This is a genomic window from Inquilinus sp. 2KB_23 (assembly GCF_052115705.1).
Lineage (GTDB): Bacteria > Pseudomonadota > Alphaproteobacteria > DSM-16000 > Inquilinaceae > Inquilinus > Inquilinus ginsengisoli_A.
This window is the reverse complement of the sequence record NZ_JBFRHF010000022.1, coordinates 33,540-54,088: the sequence shown is the minus strand read 5'-3', so window position 1 is coordinate 54,088 and position 20,549 is coordinate 33,540. Positions and strand designations below refer to the sequence as shown.

Here is a 20,549-nt window from a genome sequence, read left to right as displayed (position 1 = left end):
GGCGGCCGCTCCGGTCAGCGCCGGAACCGGCGGCCGTCGCCGAAACTGTTCAGCCGCTGCTGGCCGACGCCGCGGGCCTGGCGCTGGCCGTCGAGATCGCCCAGCGTGCGGTCGTCGCGCTGCGCCGGCTGCCAGCCGCCGGAGTCCCGCTTCTGCCAGCCGTCGTCGGTGTGCTGGTAGACGTTGCCGTCATGGCCGGCATAGACGTTGCCGTCGTTCCAGACCGCGCCTGTCCCCGTGCGGCGGTTGACCACCGCACCCTGCCGGTCGACCGAGCGGTCGCCGTCCTGGGCGTTGCCCGTGACCGTGGTCCGGGCGGCGCCGGCCCGGCCGGTCTGGCGGTCGACCCCGGCGATCTCGCGGCCGGCCTGGTAGTCGCCGCTGTCGACATTGCCGGTGATGCCGGCGCGCCCGGCCACGGCCACGCCGGTGCTGGGATTGGCGAACGAACCCTGGCGGCCCGCGGCATAGCCGCCGGTGTCCCAATCGAAGGCCCCTGCCCGGCCGGCCTGGCCATGGGCGCCGGTGTAGGGATTGAAGCCGGAGACATGGCTGCCGCTCCAGCCCGTCCCGGTCCAGCCGTTCCAGCCGCTGGCATGGGTGACCGTGCCGCGGCCCCAGCGGCCGTAGACGTTGACCTGGTTGACGTCGACATAGCCCCAGTTCACATAGCCGCCGTCATAGCCCCAATACGGGCCCCAATAGGGGGAGGCGGCGCCCCACAACGCCCCGGCCGCGAAGCCGAAGGCGAAGCCCTCCGCCGCGCCCAGCCCGAAGCCGGCGCCGTAGCCGTAGGTCGCGGGGTATCCGTACCAGACGTCGCCCGAGACATAGGCCGGGTAGCTGTAGCCGGTGCCGTAGACCACCGTGCCATCAGGCCCGACCACGACGCCGAGATAGCCCGGGGTGTAGCCGACCACGATGGTCTGCGGCGTCACCGCATAGATCCGGACATAGGTGACGTAGTGCAGCGGCGACGATACCGGGATGGCGTAGACCACCGCCGGCACCGCGTCGGCGATGCGCCACGGCCCGGTCGCCGACGCGGCCATGAACCAGACGCCCTTGGACACCGCGAGGTAATGCGTCGGGTCGATCCGGATCACCGGCACCGGCGTGTTCACGGCATAGGACAAGGCCGTGCCGTCGATCGACCGGAACTCCGGCGCGCCGCCGGCATAGGACACGCGCAGGCTGGCCTTGCTGCGCGACACCGTGGCGGTCTGCGGGATCGCGGCGGCGATCGCCGCTTCCTTGGCCTGCGGCGTGCCGGCGACCGAGACCAGCACATCCGCCTTGGGATCTTCCGGCGGGATCTTCGCGAAATCGGCCGGCAGCGCGTCCGCTGCGACGAAGCCCCACGGCCCGTCCAGCCCAGTCGAACGGAACCAGCGGCCGGAGACCAGCAGGTAGTAGGCGTTGTTGCCGGGGTCGACGAAGACGGCGTGGTCGGCATTGGTCATGGTCAGCAGCCCGACCCCGGCGACCGGCGCGATCTGCGGCGGCCCGTCGGTCACCACCAGCTCGGTCGGCTGCGTCGCCACCAGCAGCGCGGGCGGGGTCGCCGGCGCCTTGCCGCCTTCCGGCAGCAGCGGATCGGGCACGGCCGATTTGGCGGCCGCCGTCGCCACCGCCCGCAGCGCCGCCGAGGGCGCCGTGGTCACCACCCAGGTGCCGTCGAGGGCAGAGGCTTCGTACCAGGACCCGGCGGCCTGGATATGGAAGGTCCCGCCCCCGTCCTGCAGCACCAGGGCGCGGGCGTTCACCACCCGCTGGTAGCCGGCGGCTCCGTCGACCGGGTGCAGCACCGGGTCGCCGTCGATCGGCACCAGCACGGTCGGCGCCGCGGCGAAGACGATGCGCGGCGGGTCGTTCCGCACCGGCACGGCAGCCTGGGCGTCGAGCTGCTGCCGCGCGGCATAGCTGGTCTGGAGATGGTCGAGCGCGACGGTCATCCCTGCGGCTGGCAGCTGGGCCTGCAGCGCGGCCTGCAGCCCCGCCGCCTGGTCGGGCGCGGTCGGCGCGTCGACCTTGTCGATGGTGATCCCGTGCAGCCGGACCAGGCCGGCGGTCTTGTCGATGTCCGCATCGGCGCTGAATTCGGCGATGGCGTAGGTCGGGCTGGTGCCCTCCTTGGCGCCGACCGCGATGGCGGCGCGGCCGGCGATGTGGTCGCCGTTCCAGCTTTCGACCTGCGGCTGGTAGATCTCGATCCGCTGGTCGCCATGGTCGAAATCCCGCGGCCAGGACAACGAGGGCACAGCCGCCGGCCCGGCCTGGGCCAGGGCGGCGACAGGCGCCGCCCCCAGGGCTGCCGCACCGATCAACAGGGTGCCGATGAGACGAGCTGTGCTGCGCATGATGTCCTCGATGAAAGATCGAAGCCTTGAAGGTGACGTGGATCAGAACGGCATGATGGCGCGCAGCGAGCCGCTGTTGCTGGAGACGCGGTCGGAGAACTCGCCGTCATACTGCAGCCGGATGTCGAAGCCGGCGGCGGTCGAGACCTGGACGCCGGCGCCGATGCGCGCCACCACGTCGTCGATCGGCAACGAGGTGTCGAAGCTGCCGGTGCCGGACGGCGCGCCGGCGAACCGGGCCTTCGCCGTCCAGTCGTCGTCGCTGAGGATCGAGACGCCGGCATAGGCGTAGGGCCGCAGCTGGGCGCCGTCGAGGTCGACCCGGCCGCCGACTTCCAGCGACGGCGAGAAGGCGAAGGTGAACTGGTCGCTGTCCTCGACCTTCAGCCCGAGGTCGCCGCCGCCGTTCTCGCTGTATCCCGGCATCCGCGAATAGATCGCGTCGAGGTCGACATAGGGCTTCAGGTACATCTCGGAGAACGCGAAGGTCCGCGCCACCCGCAGCCGCGCCGACCCGGCGAAGACATCAGGGTCGCTGGAGGCGGTGTCCTCGAAGCCGGGCACCGCGATCCGGCGGTCGAGGCTGAAGCTGCCATAGCTGCCGCTGATCGCCCCGGCCACCATCCACGGCCCGATCTCGCGCTTCACGGTCAGGCCGACATAGCCGCTGTCGCCGTTGCCGTCGACCCGGTCGTCATAGGCGTCGAGCCAGCTGTTCTGATAGGCGGCCGACATCCCGACGAACCAGCCCGGCGCCACCTCGTGCTGGCCCCCGACCTGATAGGTGATGCTGTCGTTGGAGAAGCCGGAGGTGCCGGCATCGGCGGTCTGCTGGGTCGACCGGCCGGTGACCTGGGCCCAGGCGCAGTCGGTCTCGCCGGTCAGGGCGTCGGTGCCGCTGAACACCGGGCAGCTCATCAGCCCGCTGGCGAAGCGCGCCATGCCGGCCTGCAGCTGCTGCGCCGGGGCCAGGGCGATGCCCGGCGACAGGTCCTTCAGCAGGTTGCCGTAGCTGCTGCTGCCCTGGTCCGCGGCGGCGCCGAGGGTGGCGAACAGCTTGCCGAAGCTGTCGGTGCCGCCGGCATCCCAGATGTCCTGCAGGCCGCGGGCGATCTTGGACTGGTTGCCCTCCAGCTTCATCGCATCCGCGTCGAAATCGGCCGAGGCGACCGACAGGCGATAGTCATGGCCCGACGGCGTCAGGGCGAAGCCGTAGATCGGCGACGTCTCCGGCGTGATCGCACCGGTGGCGGCGCCGTCGACCGTCAGCACGGTCAGCGCCCGGCCAGGCCGCAGGCTGGTGGCCTGCAGGTCCAGCGTCCCGCCCAGCTGTGCGTCGCCGCGCACCAGCAGACGGTCCGCCGTGCTGCTGTTGAAGTCGGTGTCGACCACCAGGGAGCCGGCCGCCCCTTGGGTGAAGTTGCCGGTGATCTCGGTGCTGTCGGTCGTACCGGAATGCCCGACCACCATCCGGCCCTGGTTCATCACGTCCGCCTGGTACAGCGAGGCGTCGATCAGCGTGTGATCGGAGTAGTTGTTCACCGTGCCGGCGTTTGGCCCGTCGGTGTTGTTCAGCAGGATGTTGCCGGAGACGGTGCCGTAGTTGTTGACCGTCAGCAGGCTGCCAGAAGCCGTCGTGTAGTCGCCGTCGTAGCGGATGGCGGTGCCCGAGGCGGCCGACACGCTGCCGCCGGCATTCACCGTCAGCACATTGTCGTGGCCGGCTGCGATCCAGACGCCGGAGCCACCCCCCGAACCGCCGGTGACCGCGCCGTTGACGGTCACGGTAACGGTGTTGTTGTCCTCCGGGCCCTGGCTCTGGGCGAAGATGCCGGTCGAGTTTGCGCCCGTGGTGATGATCGACCCGTTTTGCGTCACGGCCACGGTTCCACCGTCGCCGGCCGCCGTCGCGTCCGTACTGCCGGCGAAGGCGCCGGACTGGTCCCCACCAAAGCCGCCGCCACCGCCGATCGACTGCGCCAGGATGCCGAAGGCGTTGGCGCCGCTGGTGGCGATGCTGCCATCGACCGTGACCGCAACGGCGCCGCCGGTGCCGCCGCCGCTGCCGCCCGCCCCGTTACGTCCGGTCGGGTTCAGCGCGAACAGGCCCACCGACGCATCGCCGCCGATGCCGCCGCCGCCGCCGATCGACTGCGCCACGATGGCATGCGCCCCGGCGCCGCGGGTGGTGATGCGGCTGCTGGTGGTGATATCCAGCGTCACCGCCCCGCCGCCGCCGCCGGCCCCACCCTGGCCGCCGAGCGCCAGGCCGGCCAGGTTGTTGGCCGCCCCGGCGCCGCCGATGCCGCCACCGCCGCCGATCGACTGCGCGACGATGCCGTAGGCCCGGGCGCCAGAGGTGGACAGGCCGAGTCCGGTGGTCAGGGTGACGGCCTCGCCACTGCCGGAGACGCCGCCCTTGCCGCCGACCACGACCGCGACCGCACTGCCGCCGACGTTCTTGGCCGCGGTGCTGTTGCCGGCGCCGCCGGTGCCGCCGCCGCCGCCGATCGACTGGGCCAGGATGTCGATGGCGTCGTCGCCGCCGGTCTGGGCGTTCAGCCAGCTGCCGCGGCCATCGGTGAGCGGATTGATCTGGACGGTGCCGCCATTGCCGCCGCCGCCACCCGTGCCGCCGCCGTCGCCGCCGACGGTCAGGTTGCCGGCCGCCTGGTCGGACCCGTCGCCGCCCTGGCCGCCGCCGCCGCCGATCGACTGCAGCACCACCGCATTTGCGGCATAGCCCGTCGTGATGATCTGGTTGTTGTGGCTGTCGTCGAAGATCGCGGCAACGCTGCCGCCAGTGGCGGCGGAGCCGCCCTTGCCGCCCACGCCGACCGTGATGTTGGCCTGGACCTTGCTGCCGGACGCCGTCGACGACCCGCCGGCGCCGCCGCCGCCGCCGATCGACTGCGCCACGATGCCGTCGGCCCAGTCGCCGGCGGTGGCGATCCGCCCGGAATGGGTCAGCGCGACCGCGCCGCCATTGCCGCCACCGCCGCCCGTGCCGCCAACATCGACCGTCAGGGTATAGGTGTTGCCTTCGTCGGACAGCCGGTCCTTGTTGTCCTTGAACTCGCCGATGCGGTCGAGGATCGGGTGGGACGAGGCATCGGCACCGATCGACCCGCCCAGCCCGCCGCCGCCGCCGATCGACTGCAGCATCACGCCGTCGGCATCGCCGCCCACCGTCGTGATGGCGCCGTCCGTGTTGGCGGTGACGGCGCCGCCGTCGCCCCCGCTGCCGCCGGTCCGGCCGACCCCGACGGACAGCCGGCCCTCGTAGCCTTCCGCGCCGGCGGCCAGGAACAGCGTGCCGCCCTGCGAATTGCCGCCGCCGCCGCCGATCGACTGGGCGACGATGCCGCGCGAGCCGGAGCCGAGGGTCTGGATGGTCTGGTTCTGGTACTGGGTCATATTGACCGCGCCGCCATTGCCGCCGCTGCCGCCGGTGCCGCCGACCCCCACCGTGGCCTTGATACTGACCACGCCGCCCTGGGAATAGGCGTTGCTGCTGCCGATGCCGCCATTGCCGCCGCCGCCGCCGATCGACTGCGCCAGCACGCCATCGGCGTAGTTGCCATAGGTGACGATGGTCGAGGCCGGGGTCGGCTGGGTCGGCGGCAGCTGCAGCGCCGGCGGGCTGCCGACCACGGCGCCGCTGGAATCGCCGAGCGTAACCGTGACCGTGCCTCCGGTGGAGCCGCTGGTGCCGCCGCCGCCGAGGCTCATGCCGGCCGTCACCTCGACCGAATTCTTGTCGCCAAGCGTGGTGGACAGGACCGAGGCGTCGCCGCCATTGCCGCCGCCGCCGCCGACCGACTGCGCCACGATGGCATGCGAGCCGTCACCCACCGTGGTGACCGAGCTGCCGCCGTTCAGGGTCACGCTGGCCGCCCCGCCGGCACCGCCGCTGCCGCCCGTGCCGCCGACCGCCCCCTGGAAGTTGAAGGCGAGGGATACGCCTTCGCCGGTCGGCACCGCCACGACGAGATCGGCGGCGCTGGAGCTGCCGCCATTGCCGCCGCCGCCGCCGACCGACTGGGCGACGATGCCGAAGGCATCGTCCGGCGCGTAGGTTTCGGGGTCGACATCGGGGCCGGGGACGCCGGTCATGATCCGGGAGTTGTTGAGATTGACGGCCGCGGCCCCGCCGCCGCCGCCACTGCCGCCGCTGCCGCCGACCACGAGCGAGGCGTTGAAGCCGACGGTGACGTTGTAGTAGGAGGCATCGCCGCCATTGCCGCCACCGCCGCCGACCGATTGCGCCAGCACGCCGATGGCATGGGCGCCGCCGGTGGTCACGGCCAGGTCGTTCTGCTGCACGGTCACGCCGTTGCCGGCGCCGCCGGCGCCGCCCTTGCCGCCGATCTGCAGCGCCACGAAGGACAGGGCGCTGTAGTTCTGGACGCTGCCGCCATTGCCGCCGCCGCCGCCGATCGATTGCGCCATCAGGCCGACCGCGTAGTTGCCGGCGGTGGTGAGGGTCGCCGCCTGGCCGGCCGGGCCGCCGCCGTCGCTGCAGATGGCGCCGGTGTTGTCGACGCAGACCGTGCCGCCGTCGCCGCCATTGGCCGCATTGCCGCCGATGCCGATCGACGCGATGGTCGAGACGGTCAGGACGTCGCCGCCATTGCCGCCGCCGCCGCCGACCGATTGCGCCAGCACGCCCAGGCCGAAATCTCCGGTCGTCTGGATCCGGCCGAGATTGATCAGATCGATCTCGCCGCCGCTGCCGCCGGCCGACCCGGAGCCGCCGACGCCGGCGATGCCCTTGCTGTCGCCGCCGCTGCCGCCGCCGCCGCCCACCGACTGGGCGATCAGGCCGACCGCGGCCTTGCCGGCGGTCGTGACCGTGCCGGTGTTGTTGATCAGGACCTTGCCGCCATCCGAGTCCGTGGTGCCCGCGGCGTCGCCGCCGACGCTCACCAGGCCGGTGGCGGACCCCGCCGCGCCGCCGCCGCCGCCGACCGACTGGGCGATGATGCCGTGCGAGGAGTAGCCGCCCGTGGTGATGCCGCCGCTGTTGCGGACGATCGCCTCGCCGGCCGTGCCGCCGCCGGCGCCGTCGCCGCCCAGGGCGACGAACTCACCGGTCGCGAGCCCGCCGGTGCCGCCGCTGCCCGCGATCGATTGCGAGAGCACGCCATAGGCATGGTCGCCCGAGGTCGAGATCGTCCCGGCGGTGGTGACGGTCACGGTGCCGCCATTGCCGCCGTTGCCGCCGTTGCCGCCCTGGCCGCCCAGCACGCTCTGGAAATCGCTGCCGGTGCCGCCGCCGCCGCCGATCGAATGCGCGGCGATGCCGGCGGCATAGGTGCCGGTGGTGGTGATGGTGGTCTGGGCATCGGTGGTGACCGTCACAGCGCCGGCGTTGCCGCCGAACCCGCCGCCGCCGCCGGTGCCCGCCAGGGCGGTGCCGTCGCTGGCGTCACCACCCTGGCCGCCCAGGCTTTCCGCCAGGATGCCGTAAAGCGAATCGCCATGGGTGGTCAGCGTGCCGGCGCCGGTCAGGTTCGCGACCGCGCTGCCGCCCATGCCGCCATCGCCGCCATACTGGTCCTTGTCCGGACCTTTGCCGCCGTCGCCGCCACGGCTCTCCGCCGCCATGGCGGCGCCCACCAGGCTGCCGCCATTGGTGACGTCGACCAGGATCTGCCCATTGTTGTTGACCGTCGCGGTGCTGGCGCTTCCGCCGTTGCCGCCATTGTCGCTGTCATCGGTCGATTCGATGCCATTGCCGCCGGCGCTGAGGGCGCCGATGCCGAGCAGCCGGTCGCCGCCGGCGGCGGCGTTCCAATAGATCTGGACCGTGCCGCTGTTGGTGGCGGTGGCCAACCCGCCCGATCCGGCATTGCCGTTGTAGTTCCCGCCGGACCCGCCGAGCGAACTCGCGACCACGCCGCCGCCATTCGCGATGCCCTGCAGGCGATTGGAGCTGTTGCCGGACAGGATGGAGCTGTTGTTGGTGGTCGTGACGCTGCCGCCGGCGCCCCCCGTGCCGCCCCTCTGGTCGTCGATGACGGCGCTGTTCTGTTCGCCGCCCCTACCGCCTTCGCTCAGCGCGAAGATGCCGTACATGCCGTCGAAGACCGTGCCGGTCACGCTCAGCTGGCTGTTGTTGGTGGCCGTGACCGTGCCGCCGGCGCCGCCCGTGCCGCCGTTGGAGTTGTCGTTCTTGTTGTCCTGGTCGCCCTCACCGCCGACGGATATCGCCTCGATCAGGTAAAACAGCGGATAGCTGGAGGTCGACAGCGTCGCCGTCATCGTGCCGTTGTTGGTGAAGGATACCGCGCCGCCGGCGCCGCCGCCGCCCTCGTCCTGGCCGACACCGCCCTCCGTCGCCGCGGTGATGCCGGCCCGGATGATGAAGGGGGAGATCTCACTGCCGAGATTGAAGGTCCCGCTGTTGGTGACGCTGAGATTGTCCGAGGCGCCGCCGGTCTTGACGTCGTCATCGCCGGCCGCGCCGGTGAGGAACACGTATTCGCGCTGGTTGTAGGAGCCGCCGGCGATATTGCAGGTGGCCGGATTGCTGCCGGAACAGCCGATCTCGCCCGAATGTCCCGGCACCGCCGCCAGCAGGCCGGCGGCGGAGACGGAGGACAAGAGCGCCAGGCGGGGCCACAGCATGCCGGGCCGGGATGCCGCCGGGACGGTTCCGGCCGTTGCTGCGCGTACGATGCCCCGGGATCCGTCGATCTTTGCCCGCATGATGCAATGCCCCCTTGCTCGACCGACGAGGCTTCGCCACCCTTCGGCCGGCTCCCAAGCCGGCAGTCAGGTTTTTTGGCGGACCTCCCGGTGGACGCGAAATAGCGTTTCAATGGGATAAGATGCTTATATTATTGCCGGCTGGTGGCACTCTTTATTCGATGAATCGGCTGATCGGGTCGATGAAACGTCACGGTGACGGATGGCGCACCGGCATTGCGGGACAAAAGGCGGCAGTCGATGAGCGCGGTCGCAGGATACGGATCGCCCGGCGATGAGGGCCGCTTCGCCGCGGAGAGGGCGCCCGCCCCGGCCGCCCCGGCGGGATCGTTCTGGCGGGTGCATGTCGCCACCTGGGTCTTCATCGCGCTGTTCGGCCTGGTCTCGCGCGTCGCCGCCTTCGACGACATCCCGCTGACCCTGACGGTGACGCTGATCCTGGAACCGATCGGCTTCGGGCTGACCGCCCTGGCGCACAAGGCCCTGATGGCCTGGCCGCAGCGTCGGCCGGCCGTGATCGTCCTGCTGGTGGTGGTGTTTTCGATCCTGGGCGGGCTGCTGCAGATGGCGATCGTCAACGCCGTCAAGGACGCCTTCTTTGCCGGGCTCGATCACACCAGCATGGCGCGTGCCGACGCGATCCCGGCGATCTACTACACCGCGATCTTCCTGGGGTGGTCGCTGGCGTATTTCTGGATCCAGGCCGATGTCGAGGCGCGGTCGGAGCGGGTGCGGCGCAGCGAGGCGGAGGCGGCGGCGACCCGGGCCGAGCTGCGGCAGCTGCGGCAGCAGCTGGACCCGCACTTCCTGTTCAACGCTCTGAACACCGTGGCGTCCGAAATCCCCGACCATCCCGACGCGGCGCTGGAGATGACCCACCGCATCGCCGCCTATCTCCGCTATTCCCTCGACCAGCAGAGCCGGCCGGTCTGCGCCCTGCCGGACGAGATCGAGGCCGTCCGGGCCTATGTCCGCATCCAGGAGCTGCGCTTCGAGGGCCGGCTGCGCTGCGTCGTCGAGATGGACCCCGCCGCCCGCTCCGTCGCCGTGCCGCATCTGATCGTGCAGGGGCTGGTCGAGAATGCGGTGAAGCACGGCCTGCGATCCTCCGCCGAGACCCTGGAAATCCGGGTGACCGCGCGGCGGACGGGCGACGACACCACCGTGATCGAGGTCACCAACCCCGGACGGCTGGTGGCGCGCAGCGGCGACCGCCCCGCCGTCGGCCTGGCCAACACCAGGCGCCGGCTGGAGCTGCACTATCCCCAGCGCCACGAATTGACCCTGACCGAGGACGGCGACACCGTCCTGGCCCGGCTGATGCTGAGAGGCCCCGCATGCTTCGCGTGATGCTCGTGGACGACGAGCCCCCTGCCCGCCGCGGCCTGCGGCGCCTGCTGCAGGCGCATGCGGATATCGAGATCGTGGCCGAAGCCGGCAGCGTGGCCGAGGCGCGGGCGCAAGCTTCGGCCCAGCGTCCCGACGCGATCTTCCTGGATGTCGAACTGACCGACGGCCGGGGCTTCGACCTGATCGACCAGCTGCCACGGCCGCCGGCGATCGTCTTCGTCACCGCCCACGATCTCTACGCCGTCAGGGCCTTCGACGTGTCCGCCCTGGATTTCCTGCTGAAGCCGGTCGACCCGCAGCGCCTGGCGGCCACCATCGACCGGCTGCGCCGGCACGGCCAGGACGCGGCCCGGGCCGCGGTGGCTGCCGAACGGGAGGAGCGGCAGGACGATGTCGAGCTGGATGACGGCACGCACCAGCGCATCCATCTCCGCATCGACGGCCGGTCGGTGATCGCGCCGCTGGGCACCGTGGCCATGCTGGCGGCGGAGGCGGATTTCACCCGCGTCTTCCTGAAGGGGGCGCGCGACTATCTGGTGTGCCGGCTGCTGCGGTACTTCGAGGAGCAGCTGCCGAAGCCGCCCTTCGTCCGCATCAGCCGCTCCCTGATCGTCAACCTGGACCAGTTGGAGCGCGTCGAGTGGCTGGACGCCGGGCGCTGCAGCCTGTCGCTGGGAGAGGGCATCGGACCGGTCTCCCTCGGCCGCATCGCCGCCCGGCGGTTGCGGCAGAGCATCGAGACCAACCGCATGGTCAGCGCCTGACGGGATTGCTGCCCTCCCTCGGATCAGACCTCTCGCGGCACCGGTGACGCGGCCTCGATCAGGCCTTCGGCCTTGAGGTCGGCCCACAGCGCTGCCGGGATCTTCTGCTGCAGGGACCCCAGGTTCTGCTGGAACTCCCCGACCGACCGGCCCCCCGGGATGACGCCGACCACTGACGGATGTCCAAGGGGGAACTGCAGGGCCGCAGCCGGCAGCGCCACGCCATGCCGGGCACACACCGCCTCGATCCGACGGACCCGCTGCAGCACCGGCTTCGGCGCCAGCCGGGTGTTGAAGGTCGCGCGCTGGACGGCGCCGGTGGCCAGGATGCCGGAATTGTAGGGGCCGCCGATCACGATCCTGGTGCCGCTTGACACATAATTTGTCATACAACAATGTAACCGGAGGACTGGATGACTTCTGGCTCGTGTTGCAGCGGCAGGTCAGCCCGTCCCCATAAGCCAAGTGAGGGAGGTTCGACGTGGACGACGACACCCGAAACCAGAGGAACGCGCCGGCGCTGATCGGCAGCGCGGTCGGCCGGCGCGGCATGTTCAGGACCGCGGCCACGCTGGGGCTCGGCGCCGCGGGCCTGGCCGGCGGGATGGGCACGGCGCTGGCCGAGGACGCCTCCAGCGGCCTGCCGAAGAAGCCCTACAAGTTCTTCTTCGTCTGCCATGTGACGCTGGACCAGTTCTTCACCCCGACGATCTACGGCATTCAGGACGCCTGCGCGGCCTTCGGCTGCAGCTACCAGTGGACCGGGTCGCAGAAGAACGTGGTGTCCGAGATGGTCAGCGCGGTGCAGACCGCGATCGCCCAGAAGGCCGACGGCATCGCCGTCTGCCTGGTCGACCCCAAGGCGTTCGACGCCGCGGTGGCCGCGGCCAGCGCCGCCGGCATTCCGGTCGTCGCCTTCAACGCCGACGTGCCGACCGGCAGCCCGAACAAGCGCCTGTCCTATGTCGGCCAGCCGCTGTACCAGTCGGGCTACAACTCGGCCCTGAAGTGGATCCCGATGGTGCCCAAGGGCGGGCATGTCATGCTGTCGATCGGCGTTCCCGGCTCGCTCAACACCCAGCCGCGCCTCGACGGCTACATCCAGGCGATCAAGGATCACGGCGAAGGCATGACCTACGACGTGGTCAACACCGGACCGGACCCGGCGACCGAAATCTCGCGGGTCGAAAGCTACTACCTCAGCCACAAGAATGTCGGCGGCCTGTTCGGCACCGGCGGGTCCGACACCTATGCCTGCGGCTTCGTGTCGAACAAATACGGGCTGGCCAAGACCGGCGTGGTCGCCGCCGGCTTCGACCTGTTCCCGCAGACGCTGGGCTACATCAAGTCCGGCGACGTCGCCTTCACCACCGACCAGCAGGCCTATCTCCAGGGCTTCCTGCCGGTGCAGCAGATGTACCTCTACAAGCTTTCCGGCGGGCTGGTCGGCCCGGCCAACAGCGACACCAGCCAGGCCTATGTGACCAAGGACAACGTCGACGCCTATGTCGGCGAGACGCGCTTCGAAGGCCGCAGCACGGCCGAGCCGACCTGACACCTGCGTCCCGCGGATCCGGCTTCGCCGCCCTCCCGCGCGGCGAAGCCGGATGAGATCCCTTCCGGAATTCGGAGCCAGAGAAAGCGCAGATGGTGCCAATCAACGACAGCGGCGGGGCGAAGGCGCGCAAGGTCGGCGTCAAGGTGCCGGACACGATCCTGGAGAGGGCGCTGGTCCTCCTCTCCCGCTACCGCGAGGTCAGCATCGCGGTCGTCGCGGTCGTCCTGGTCATCTATTTCCAGTTCGGCAGCGACGGCGGATTCCTGACCGCCCAGTTCCAGAGCATCGTGCTGCGCGACACCGGCCGGCTCGGCCTGATCGCCGTGGCCGAGGTCCTGCTGATGATCACCGGCGAGATCGACCTGTCGCTCAGCGGCACCTTCTCGCTGGCGCCCTACATCATGGTGCTGCTGTCGATCACCTGGGGCGTGCCCCTGGCCGTCGGGGCGGTGATCAGCGTGGCGGTCGGCGTGCTGGTCGGCGCGATCAACGGCCTGATCACGGTGCGCTTCCGGGTGCCGTCGCTGATCACCACGGTCGGCACCCTGTTCTTCCTGCAGGGGATCGTGGTCTCGATCTACAACAGCCAGCCGATCATCGCCCCGGTCGAGGAGCCGTTCAACGCGATCTTCGGCGAGAACCTGTCCGACCCCGCGGGATCGGTCTTCTCCCTGCTCGGCATCACCGCCTTTACGCCGTTCCTGTGGACTCTCCTGGTGGTCGGCGCGATCGCGCTGGTGCTGAACCGGACCAGCTTCGGCCTGCACACCATCGCCACCGGCAGCAACATCGTCGGGGCGCGCGAGATCGGCATCCGGACCGACCGGATCAAGGTCTACAACTTCATGATCGCCGGCGGCTGCGCGGCCTTCGCCGGCATCATCAACACCGCCCAGTTCGCCTCGGCCGATCCCCAGGGCGGCAGCCCCTTCCTGACCCTGCAGGCGATCGCGGCGGCGGTGATCGGCGGCACCTCTTTGCTCGGCGGGTCCGGGACGCCGATCGGCGCGCTGATCGGCGCCTTCGTGGTCGCCTCGCTGAACAACGGCCTGGTCATGGTCGGGGCCCAGGCGACGGTGTCCGACGTCTATCTCGGGGCCGCGATCGTCGCGGCGATGATCCTGAACGTCCAGGTCGACAGGCTGCGCACGCGGAGGCGCGTATGAATCCGGAAACTGGCCCGCAGGCCATCGCGCCGCTGGGCCCCGACGCCCCCGTCATCCTCGAGATGTCGCACATCAGCAAGGGCTTCGGCGCCGTGACCGCGCTGGTGGATGTCAGCATCAAGCTGCGCCAGGGCGAGGTGCTGGCGCTGGTCGGCGACAACGGCGCGGGCAAGTCGACCCTGATCAAGATCCTGTCCGGCTTCCACCAGCCGGACACCGGCACCATCACCTCGAAGGGCAAGGAGGTGCGCTTCGCCTCGCCGCGCGACGCCCGCAGCCACGGCATCGAGACGGTCTACCAGGACCTCGCTTTGGTGGGCGACCTCAGCGTCTTCCACAACATGTTCCTGGGCCGGGAGTACAAGAAGCGCGTGCTGGGTCTGAACCTGCTCGACAACCAGAAGATGCGCGAGCTGTCGCGGCAGTACCTGGACAATCTCGGCATCTCGATCCCGAGCGTGAACAGCACCGTCGACCTGCTGTCGGGCGGCCAGCGCCAATGCGTGGCGGTGGCCCGGTCGATCTACGCCTCGCCGAGCATCCTGATCCTCGACGAGCCGCTGGCGGCGCTGGGCGTCCGCGAGAGCGCCCATGTCCTCGGCCTGATCCAGAAGCTGCGCCGCGAGCGCAACGTCTCGGTCATCCTGATCGTCCACAACTACAACCAGATCTTCGAGGTCTGCGACCGTATCAACTTCCTGCACGCCGGCGAGATCGTGTTCGACGCCTCGACCTCGGAGACCAGCGAGGAGGAGCTGATCCGGATCGTCAAATCGGGGCTGGGCCGAAAGGCGATCGCCGCTGCAGCGGCCGAGGCGGGACCGCTACCGGCGTAGGCGCGACCCTCCCCTCGCCCGCTGGCCTCAGGGACCCACGAGAACCGGTTCCAATGGCCGCTCCGCATCCGGCGTGGCGGCCGGAAGCGGTTCGCCGCGGATCGCGGCGGCGGCCTGGGTCGGATCGGGCGGCAGCACCGCGGCTTTCAGCGCGATCGAATAGGGATGGGTCGGGGCGTCGAACACGGTGCGGGTGTCGCCGCTCTCCACCACCTCGCCCTTCTGCATGATGATGACGCGGTCGCTGATGTAGTAGGTCGTCGCCAGGTCGTGGGTGATATAGACGATCGAGACCTTGAGGTCGTCCCGCAGCGCCCGGAACAGGTTGACGATCGACATCCGCAGCGACGCGTCGACCATCGACACCGGCTCGTCCGCCACGATCAGCCGGGGCGCCGGGATCAGGGCACGGGCGATGGCCACGCGCTGCAGCTGGCCGCCCGACAGCTCATGCGAGAAGCGCTGCTTCACCTCGGCCAGCGACAGGCCGACCCGCTGCAGCGCCTCGTCGGCCAGCCTCTCCGCCTCCGCCCGCGACGCCGCCCCGCGGAACCGCCGCGCCGTGGTCGTGAGGTAGTCGTCGACCCGGGTCAGCGGATTGAAGGCCTCGAACGGATTCTGGAACACCGGCTGGACCTTGGCCATGAAGGCCTCGCGCCCGGCCCGCGTCCTGATCGTCGCCAGGTCGGTGCCGTCGAAGCGCAGCGTGCCGGCGCTGGGCTTTTCGCTGCCCAGGATCATCTTGGCGAGGGTCGACTTGCCGCTGCCGGATTCGCCGACGATGGCGAAGATCTCCGGCCGGTCGCTGGCCAAAGTGAACGTCACATCCCGCACCGCGGTCATGTGCCGCCGCGAGAAGAAGCCGCCGGCCGGGAAGCGCTTCACCACCCGGTCGAGCTGGAGCAGGGCCCCGGTCATGGCGCCGAGATCTCGCCGGCGCGGAAGCAGGCGACGCGGCCGCCGGTGGCGCTGGGCAGCAGGTCCGGCACCTCGCGGCCGCAGCGTTCGATCGCCAGCGGGCAGCGCGGGTGGAAGCGGCACCCCATCGGCGGCGCCGACAGGTTGGGCGGCCGGCCCTGCAGGCTGCGGCGCGGCCGGGTGTCGCCGATGCGCGGCAGGCTGGCGATCAGATGGGCGGTGTAGGGATGCTGCGGCCGGCTGAACAGCGCCGCCGTCGCCCCCTCCTCCACCAGCCGCCCCGCATACATGATGCCCAGCCGGTCGGAGATCGCGGCGTGCACCGACATGTCGTGGGTGACGAAGACGATCGAGGAGCCGAGGCGGGTCTGCACCTCCTTCAGCAGGCGCAGCACGTCGAGCTGCACCAGCACGTCCAGCGCCGTGGTCGGTTCGTCGGCGATGATGAATTCGGGCTCGCACACGGTGGCCAGGGCAATGCAGACGCGCTGGCGCATGCCGCCGGACAGCTGGTGCGGAAAGGCCTCCAGCACCGAAGGCGCCAGGTGCAGCCGGTCGAGATGCGCCTCCACCCGCCGGCGGAAGGCCGACGGGTCGAGCCTGATGTGGCGGGCGGCGAAATCCTTGAAGGCGTGCTTCACCCGGCGCACCGGGTTCAGCACGTTCATCGACCCCTGCATGATGTACGACAGGTGCCGCCACCGCGCCGGGCGCATCGCCTCCGGCTGGCGGTACACGTCGATGGTGCGGCCGCCGAAATCGAACACCACGGACCCGCCCATCACCCGCATCGGCGGGCGGATGGCGCCGGCCAGGGTCTTGATCAGCGAGGTCTTGCCGCTCGAGGATTCGCCGGCGATGCCGTAGACCTCGTTGCGCCGGACCGTGAGGCTGATGCCGTCGACGGCGCGGACCTCACGCCTGACGCCGAACAGATCGTTGACGTAATAGGCCCGGAGGTCGCTGATCGTCAGCACGTCCTGCATCACTGGGCCCCCATGCGGTTCAGCCGGCTGCGCGGATCGATGTACTCGTTGACCGACATCGCCAGCATGAACAGCCCCAGGAAGAGGATGGCGACGAACAGCATCGGGAAGGCCACCCACCACCACACACCGGCGACCATGGCGGAGTGGGAGTTGGCCCAGTAGATCATGCCGCCCACGGTCGGCCGGTTGATGTCGGAGAAGCCGAGGACCGACAGCGTCACCTCCAGGCCGATGGCCCAGATCAGGTTGTTCATGGTGGTGAAGAACACGATCGGCATGACATAGGGCAGATGCTCGCGCAGCAGGATCTGTGGCGTCCGCATGCCGGAGAACACGGCGTGCCGGGTGAACTCCCGCGTCTTCAGGCTCAGCGCGACCGACCGGATCAGCCGGGAATCGTAGGTCCAGCCCAGCAGCGCGGCCACCAGGGCCAGCAGCCACCACGACATCTGGTCGCGCATGACGAAGTAGATCAGCAGCAGGATCGGGATGTTGGGCAGCGCTCCCAGCGTGTCGTTCACCGCCATCATGGCCTGGTCGACGCGGCCGCCGGCATAGCCGGAGACCAGCCCGACCACCAGGGCGATGACCCGGCTGACCGCGGCGACGATGGCGCCGAAATACAGCGTGTTCCGCAGCGACGCGGTGATCTGCCAGAACACGTCCTGGCCGCGCGAGGTGGTCCCCAGCCAGTATTCCCAGGACGGCGGCATGTCGGGCGGCACCGCATACATCGCCATCTCGTCATAGGGCGAGACGTAGGACAGGATCACCAGCACCAGGACGATGCCCGTCAGGACGACCCCGGCCAGGAACTCCAGATTGTAGCGCAGCAGGTCGCGCAGAATCTTGAACATCGGGTCAGCCCAGTTTCACGCGGGGATCGATCAGCGGGTACAGGATGTCGATCAGGAACACGGCCAGGGCGACCGCCACGATCGAGATGGTGGTGACGCCGAGGACCAGGCTGTAGTCGCCGGCATAGATCCCGGCGATCAGCAGCCGGCCCATGCCGGGATAGGCGAACAGGAATTCGACGATCACGGCGCCGCCGAAGACATGGCCGAGATTGAGGGCCAGGCCGGTGATTTGCGGCAGCATGGCGTTGCGCGCGACATAGCGGCTGAAGATGGCGCGCGACGGCACCCCGCCGAGTTCGGCGTAGACCACATGGTCGTCGGTGACGATGTTCGAGACCAGCGACCGCATCGAGATGAACCAGCCGCCGAGGCCGACCAGCACCAGGGTCAGGGCCGGCAGCGTGCCGTGCAGGATCACGCTGCCGATGAAGGCCCCGTTGAACCCCGGCGTCAGGTTCATCTGCGCCCCGTCACTGATCGGGAAGACCGGCCAGACATAGCCGAGCAGCAGCACCAGGGTCAGGCCGACGATATAGGTCGGGATCGGCTGCATCGCCATGATGACGATGCCGGACAGCTTCAGCAGCCGGCTGTTGCGGTAGTAGCCGGCCAGCGCGCCCAGGATGTTGCCGACGATCCAGGAGAAGATGGTCGACAGCGTCAGCAGGCCGACGGTCCAAGGCATCGCCCGCAGGATCACCGTCATCACCGGCGTCGGGAAGGCCGACAGCGACGGGCCGAAATCGCCGGTGACGACGCGGCCCCAGAACGCCAGGTACTGGTGGAACAGCGAGCCGTTGACGCCGTACAGCTCGGTCAAAGCCTGGCGCAGAACCGCGACCGAGCGCGGATCGGTCGACCCGAACGAGGTCAGCAGCGACAGCGTCTGCTCGATCGGGTCGACCGGCGACAGATGGGCGATGACGAAGGCCAGCGTGACGCCGGTGAACACCACGAAGACGAACTGGGCGAAGCGCTTGGCCAGATAGACGAAGAAGTCGCTCATCGGCGTCCCGTTCTCGGTTGCCGGGGAAGGCGTGGCGGGCGGCGCCGGGGCCGCCCGCCCGATGGCGCGGGGATCAGGATTTCGGCGCGGCCGGGTTCGGCTTCAGCCGCGCGATCATGTAGCGCAGGTTGGACCAGTTGGGCCCGGACGCCGAATAGGGGTCGTCGACGCTGGGGTAGCCGGTCCAGTAGGTCGTGTCGAAGGGCGCGAACTTGTTGTAGGCCATCAGCGGGATCATCGGCATCTGCTCGACCGCCAGCTTGAGGAAGTCGCGGCCGAGTTCGAGCACCTTCGGGCTGTCGAAGGCGACCGAGCGGTTGGCCTCGATCAGGCGGTCCAGCTCCGGCGATTCCCAGCGCTGCAGGTTGCGCGGCGGCTGCATCTCGCCCAGCGGCTTGATGAACTGGGAGTGGTAGCTGTCGAGGAAGAAGCTGAGGTCGGGATGGCCGCCCCAGGTCTCGATCGACCAATAGATCGCGGTGTCGAAGTCGCCGGCGGTCAGGCGCTGGCCGTTGGTCGGCCCCGCCACCTCGACCTTGGCGTCGACGCCGAACTGCGACCATTGCTGCGCGATGGTGGTGCCGGCGCGGGCCAGCGTCGGGATGGCGTCGCCCTCGACCTGCAGGCGGAAGCGGAAGGGCGTGCCGTCCGGCTTCATCCAGCGGTTGCCCTGCTTGGTAAAGCCGGCCTTCTGCAGCAGCTCGGTGGCCGCCTGCAGGTCCTGCTTCCACCAGCCGAAGCCGAAGGCCTTCTGCTGCTCCGCCGGGTCGGTCGGGATCTGGTCGCCCCAGGTCGGCCGCACCATGTTGGCGATCTGGCCAGAGATGGCAGGGTCATAGGGCTTGATCTTGCGGCTGCCGGTGTCGAGCTCGAAATCGGTCAGCCATTGCTGCAACGGGCGGAAATAGTCGTCCGGAGCCGATCCGGTCGGCGGCACGGCCAGGGCCGACAGGGTCGCGGCGCCGCGGTAGGAGCCGAGCGCGACGGCGCGGATGTCGATCGCCAGCGTCAGCGCCCAGCGGACATCCTTGCTGTCGAACGGCTTCTCCTTGGTGTTGAACAGCACCGACGGCAGGGTCGGGTCGGGATGGGCGAACGGGAAGGTCTTGCGCCAGGCGGTCGACGACGTCGCGGCGTCGCGCATGATGGTGAACATGCCCTCGGGCGTGATGTCGTTGATCACGTCGAGGTTGTGGTTGCGCTGTTCGATCACGCGCGCGTCCGGGTTGCCGGCGGCGCGGTAGACCACGTACTTCACCGCGGGCTGGCCCCAATCCATGCCGATGCTGGTGCGCTGCCAGTCGTCGCGCAGCCGCCAGATCGCCCAGTTGCCCGATTTGTCGTAGCTGTTCAGCACATAGGCGCTGAGCGAGACCGGCGGGTTGTTGGGGAAGGCCAGGGGATCGCCGGCCTTCTCGAACACATGCTTGGGCATGATCCAGGCGGCGTTCCAGCGCGAGGTGAACAGCGTGTGGAAGCGTGAATTCGGCGCCTTCAGGTGGAACACGACGGTGTCGCGATCCGGCTTGTCCATGCTGGCGACGTTGAGCGCGAACGGGGCGCTCCAGCCCATGCCGGGATGGTCGATCTGGGTCTGCACGGTGTAGACGAGGTCGTCGGCGGTGAACTCGACCCCGTCGCTCCAGTAGATGCCCTCGCGCAGCTTCACCGTCATCTGGGTGAAGTCGTCGTTGTAGATCGGCCGCTCCGACGCCAGCGCGTTCTGCCAGGCGTCGGCCCCGCCTTCGGGGTTGATGAACCACAGCGTGTCGGTGGTCAGCTGCTGCAGGCCGTTGACGTTGGAGCCGCCGCCGGGGGCCCAGACGTTGAACCAGTCGGCGTTCTGGGCCGGCGTGCCCTGGATGATCAGGGCCTCGTTGCGTGGAATGCCGGCGATGAAATCCTGCGCCAGCGCCGGCAGCGCCAGCAGGGACATCGCCACGACCAGCGCCACGTTTCGCAAGACCTTCATGGGGCTCCTCCTCGAAAACTCGTGCATCGCGAGCTCTTCTCTTTCGGATCCCGCCG

At 69.8% G+C, this 20,549-nt stretch carries 13 protein-coding genes; 5 read left to right on the top strand and 8 right to left on the bottom strand.

Annotated elements, in window-relative coordinates; genetic code table 11:
• Positions 1-14 precede the first annotated feature (14 nt).
• Entirely contained in the window at positions 15-2,360 is a 2,346-nt protein-coding gene (locus AB4112_RS25185; RefSeq protein WP_441723670.1) for a hypothetical protein, read from the bottom strand.
• 42 nt (positions 2,361-2,402) lie between these two features.
• Positions 2,403-8,993, bottom strand: a complete 6,591-nt coding sequence (locus AB4112_RS25180; RefSeq protein WP_441723668.1) for a hypothetical protein — start codon at positions 8,991-8,993, stop codon at positions 2,403-2,405.
• A 321-nt stretch (positions 8,994-9,314) separates the two neighbouring features.
• Here AB4112_RS25180 and AB4112_RS25175 point away from each other — a divergent pair, with 321 nt between their 5' ends.
• Positions 9,315-10,424: a sensor histidine kinase gene (locus AB4112_RS25175; RefSeq protein ID WP_309799483.1), complete on the top strand. Its 1,110-nt coding sequence runs from the start codon at positions 9,315-9,317 to the stop codon at positions 10,422-10,424.
• Entirely contained in the window at positions 10,412-11,188 is a 777-nt protein-coding gene (locus AB4112_RS25170; RefSeq protein ID WP_309799481.1) for a LytR/AlgR family response regulator transcription factor, read from the top strand. Before AB4112_RS25175 ends, AB4112_RS25170 begins: the two co-directional genes overlap by 13 nt.
• A 23-nt stretch (positions 11,189-11,211) precedes the next feature.
• Here AB4112_RS25170 and AB4112_RS25165 read toward each other — a convergent pair whose 3' ends face one another.
• Positions 11,212-11,565, bottom strand: a complete 354-nt coding sequence (locus tag AB4112_RS25165; protein ID WP_441723665.1) for an aldo/keto reductase — start codon at positions 11,563-11,565, stop codon at positions 11,212-11,214.
• Between the two features lie 104 nt (positions 11,566-11,669).
• On the opposite strand from AB4112_RS25165, the gene AB4112_RS25160 reads away from it, so the two are divergent.
• The 3 genes from AB4112_RS25160 to AB4112_RS25150 all read left to right on the top strand — a co-directional run bounded on the left by AB4112_RS25160 (position 11,670) and on the right by AB4112_RS25150 (position 14,748).
• On the top strand, positions 11,670-12,743 hold the full coding sequence (locus tag AB4112_RS25160; protein ID WP_441723663.1) for a sugar ABC transporter substrate-binding protein: 1,074 nt from the start codon (positions 11,670-11,672) through the stop codon (positions 12,741-12,743).
• Positions 12,744-12,835: 92 nt separating this feature from the next.
• Positions 12,836-13,912 carry an ABC transporter permease gene (locus AB4112_RS25155; RefSeq protein WP_309799477.1) on the top strand — a complete coding sequence of 359 codons (1,077 nt, stop codon included), beginning with the start codon at positions 12,836-12,838 and terminating at the stop codon, positions 13,910-13,912.
• Positions 13,909-14,748 (top strand): ATP-binding cassette domain-containing protein, encoded by an 840-nt coding sequence (locus AB4112_RS25150; protein ID WP_441723661.1) that lies wholly within the window; start codon positions 13,909-13,911, stop codon positions 14,746-14,748. Before AB4112_RS25155 ends, AB4112_RS25150 begins: the two co-directional genes overlap by 4 nt.
• Before the next feature lie 27 nt (positions 14,749-14,775).
• Here the strand turns inward: AB4112_RS25150 and AB4112_RS25145 are convergent, their stop codons facing one another.
• The 5 genes from AB4112_RS25145 to AB4112_RS25125 all read right to left on the bottom strand — a co-directional run bounded on the left by AB4112_RS25145 (position 14,776) and on the right by AB4112_RS25125 (position 20,493).
• Positions 14,776-15,666, bottom strand: coding sequence for an ABC transporter ATP-binding protein (locus AB4112_RS25145; RefSeq protein ID WP_441723659.1), 891 nt, complete (start codon positions 15,664-15,666; stop codon positions 14,776-14,778).
• Positions 15,663-16,652, bottom strand: a complete 990-nt coding sequence (locus tag AB4112_RS25140) for an ABC transporter ATP-binding protein (protein WP_441723657.1) — start codon at positions 16,650-16,652, stop codon at positions 15,663-15,665. The genes AB4112_RS25145 and AB4112_RS25140 overlap by 4 nt, the downstream gene beginning before the upstream one ends.
• Positions 16,652-17,512 carry an ABC transporter permease gene (locus tag AB4112_RS25135; protein ID WP_441723655.1) on the bottom strand — a complete coding sequence of 287 codons (861 nt, stop codon included), beginning with the start codon at positions 17,510-17,512 and terminating at the stop codon, positions 16,652-16,654. Before AB4112_RS25135 ends, AB4112_RS25140 begins: the two co-directional genes overlap by 1 nt.
• Positions 17,513-17,516: 4 nt before the next feature.
• Positions 17,517-18,521, bottom strand: a complete 1,005-nt coding sequence (locus AB4112_RS25130; RefSeq protein ID WP_309799469.1) for an ABC transporter permease — start codon at positions 18,519-18,521, stop codon at positions 17,517-17,519.
• Between the two features lie 73 nt (positions 18,522-18,594).
• Entirely contained in the window at positions 18,595-20,493 is a 1,899-nt protein-coding gene (locus AB4112_RS25125) for an ABC transporter substrate-binding protein (RefSeq protein ID WP_441723653.1), read from the bottom strand.
• Positions 20,494-20,549 lie beyond the last annotated feature (56 nt).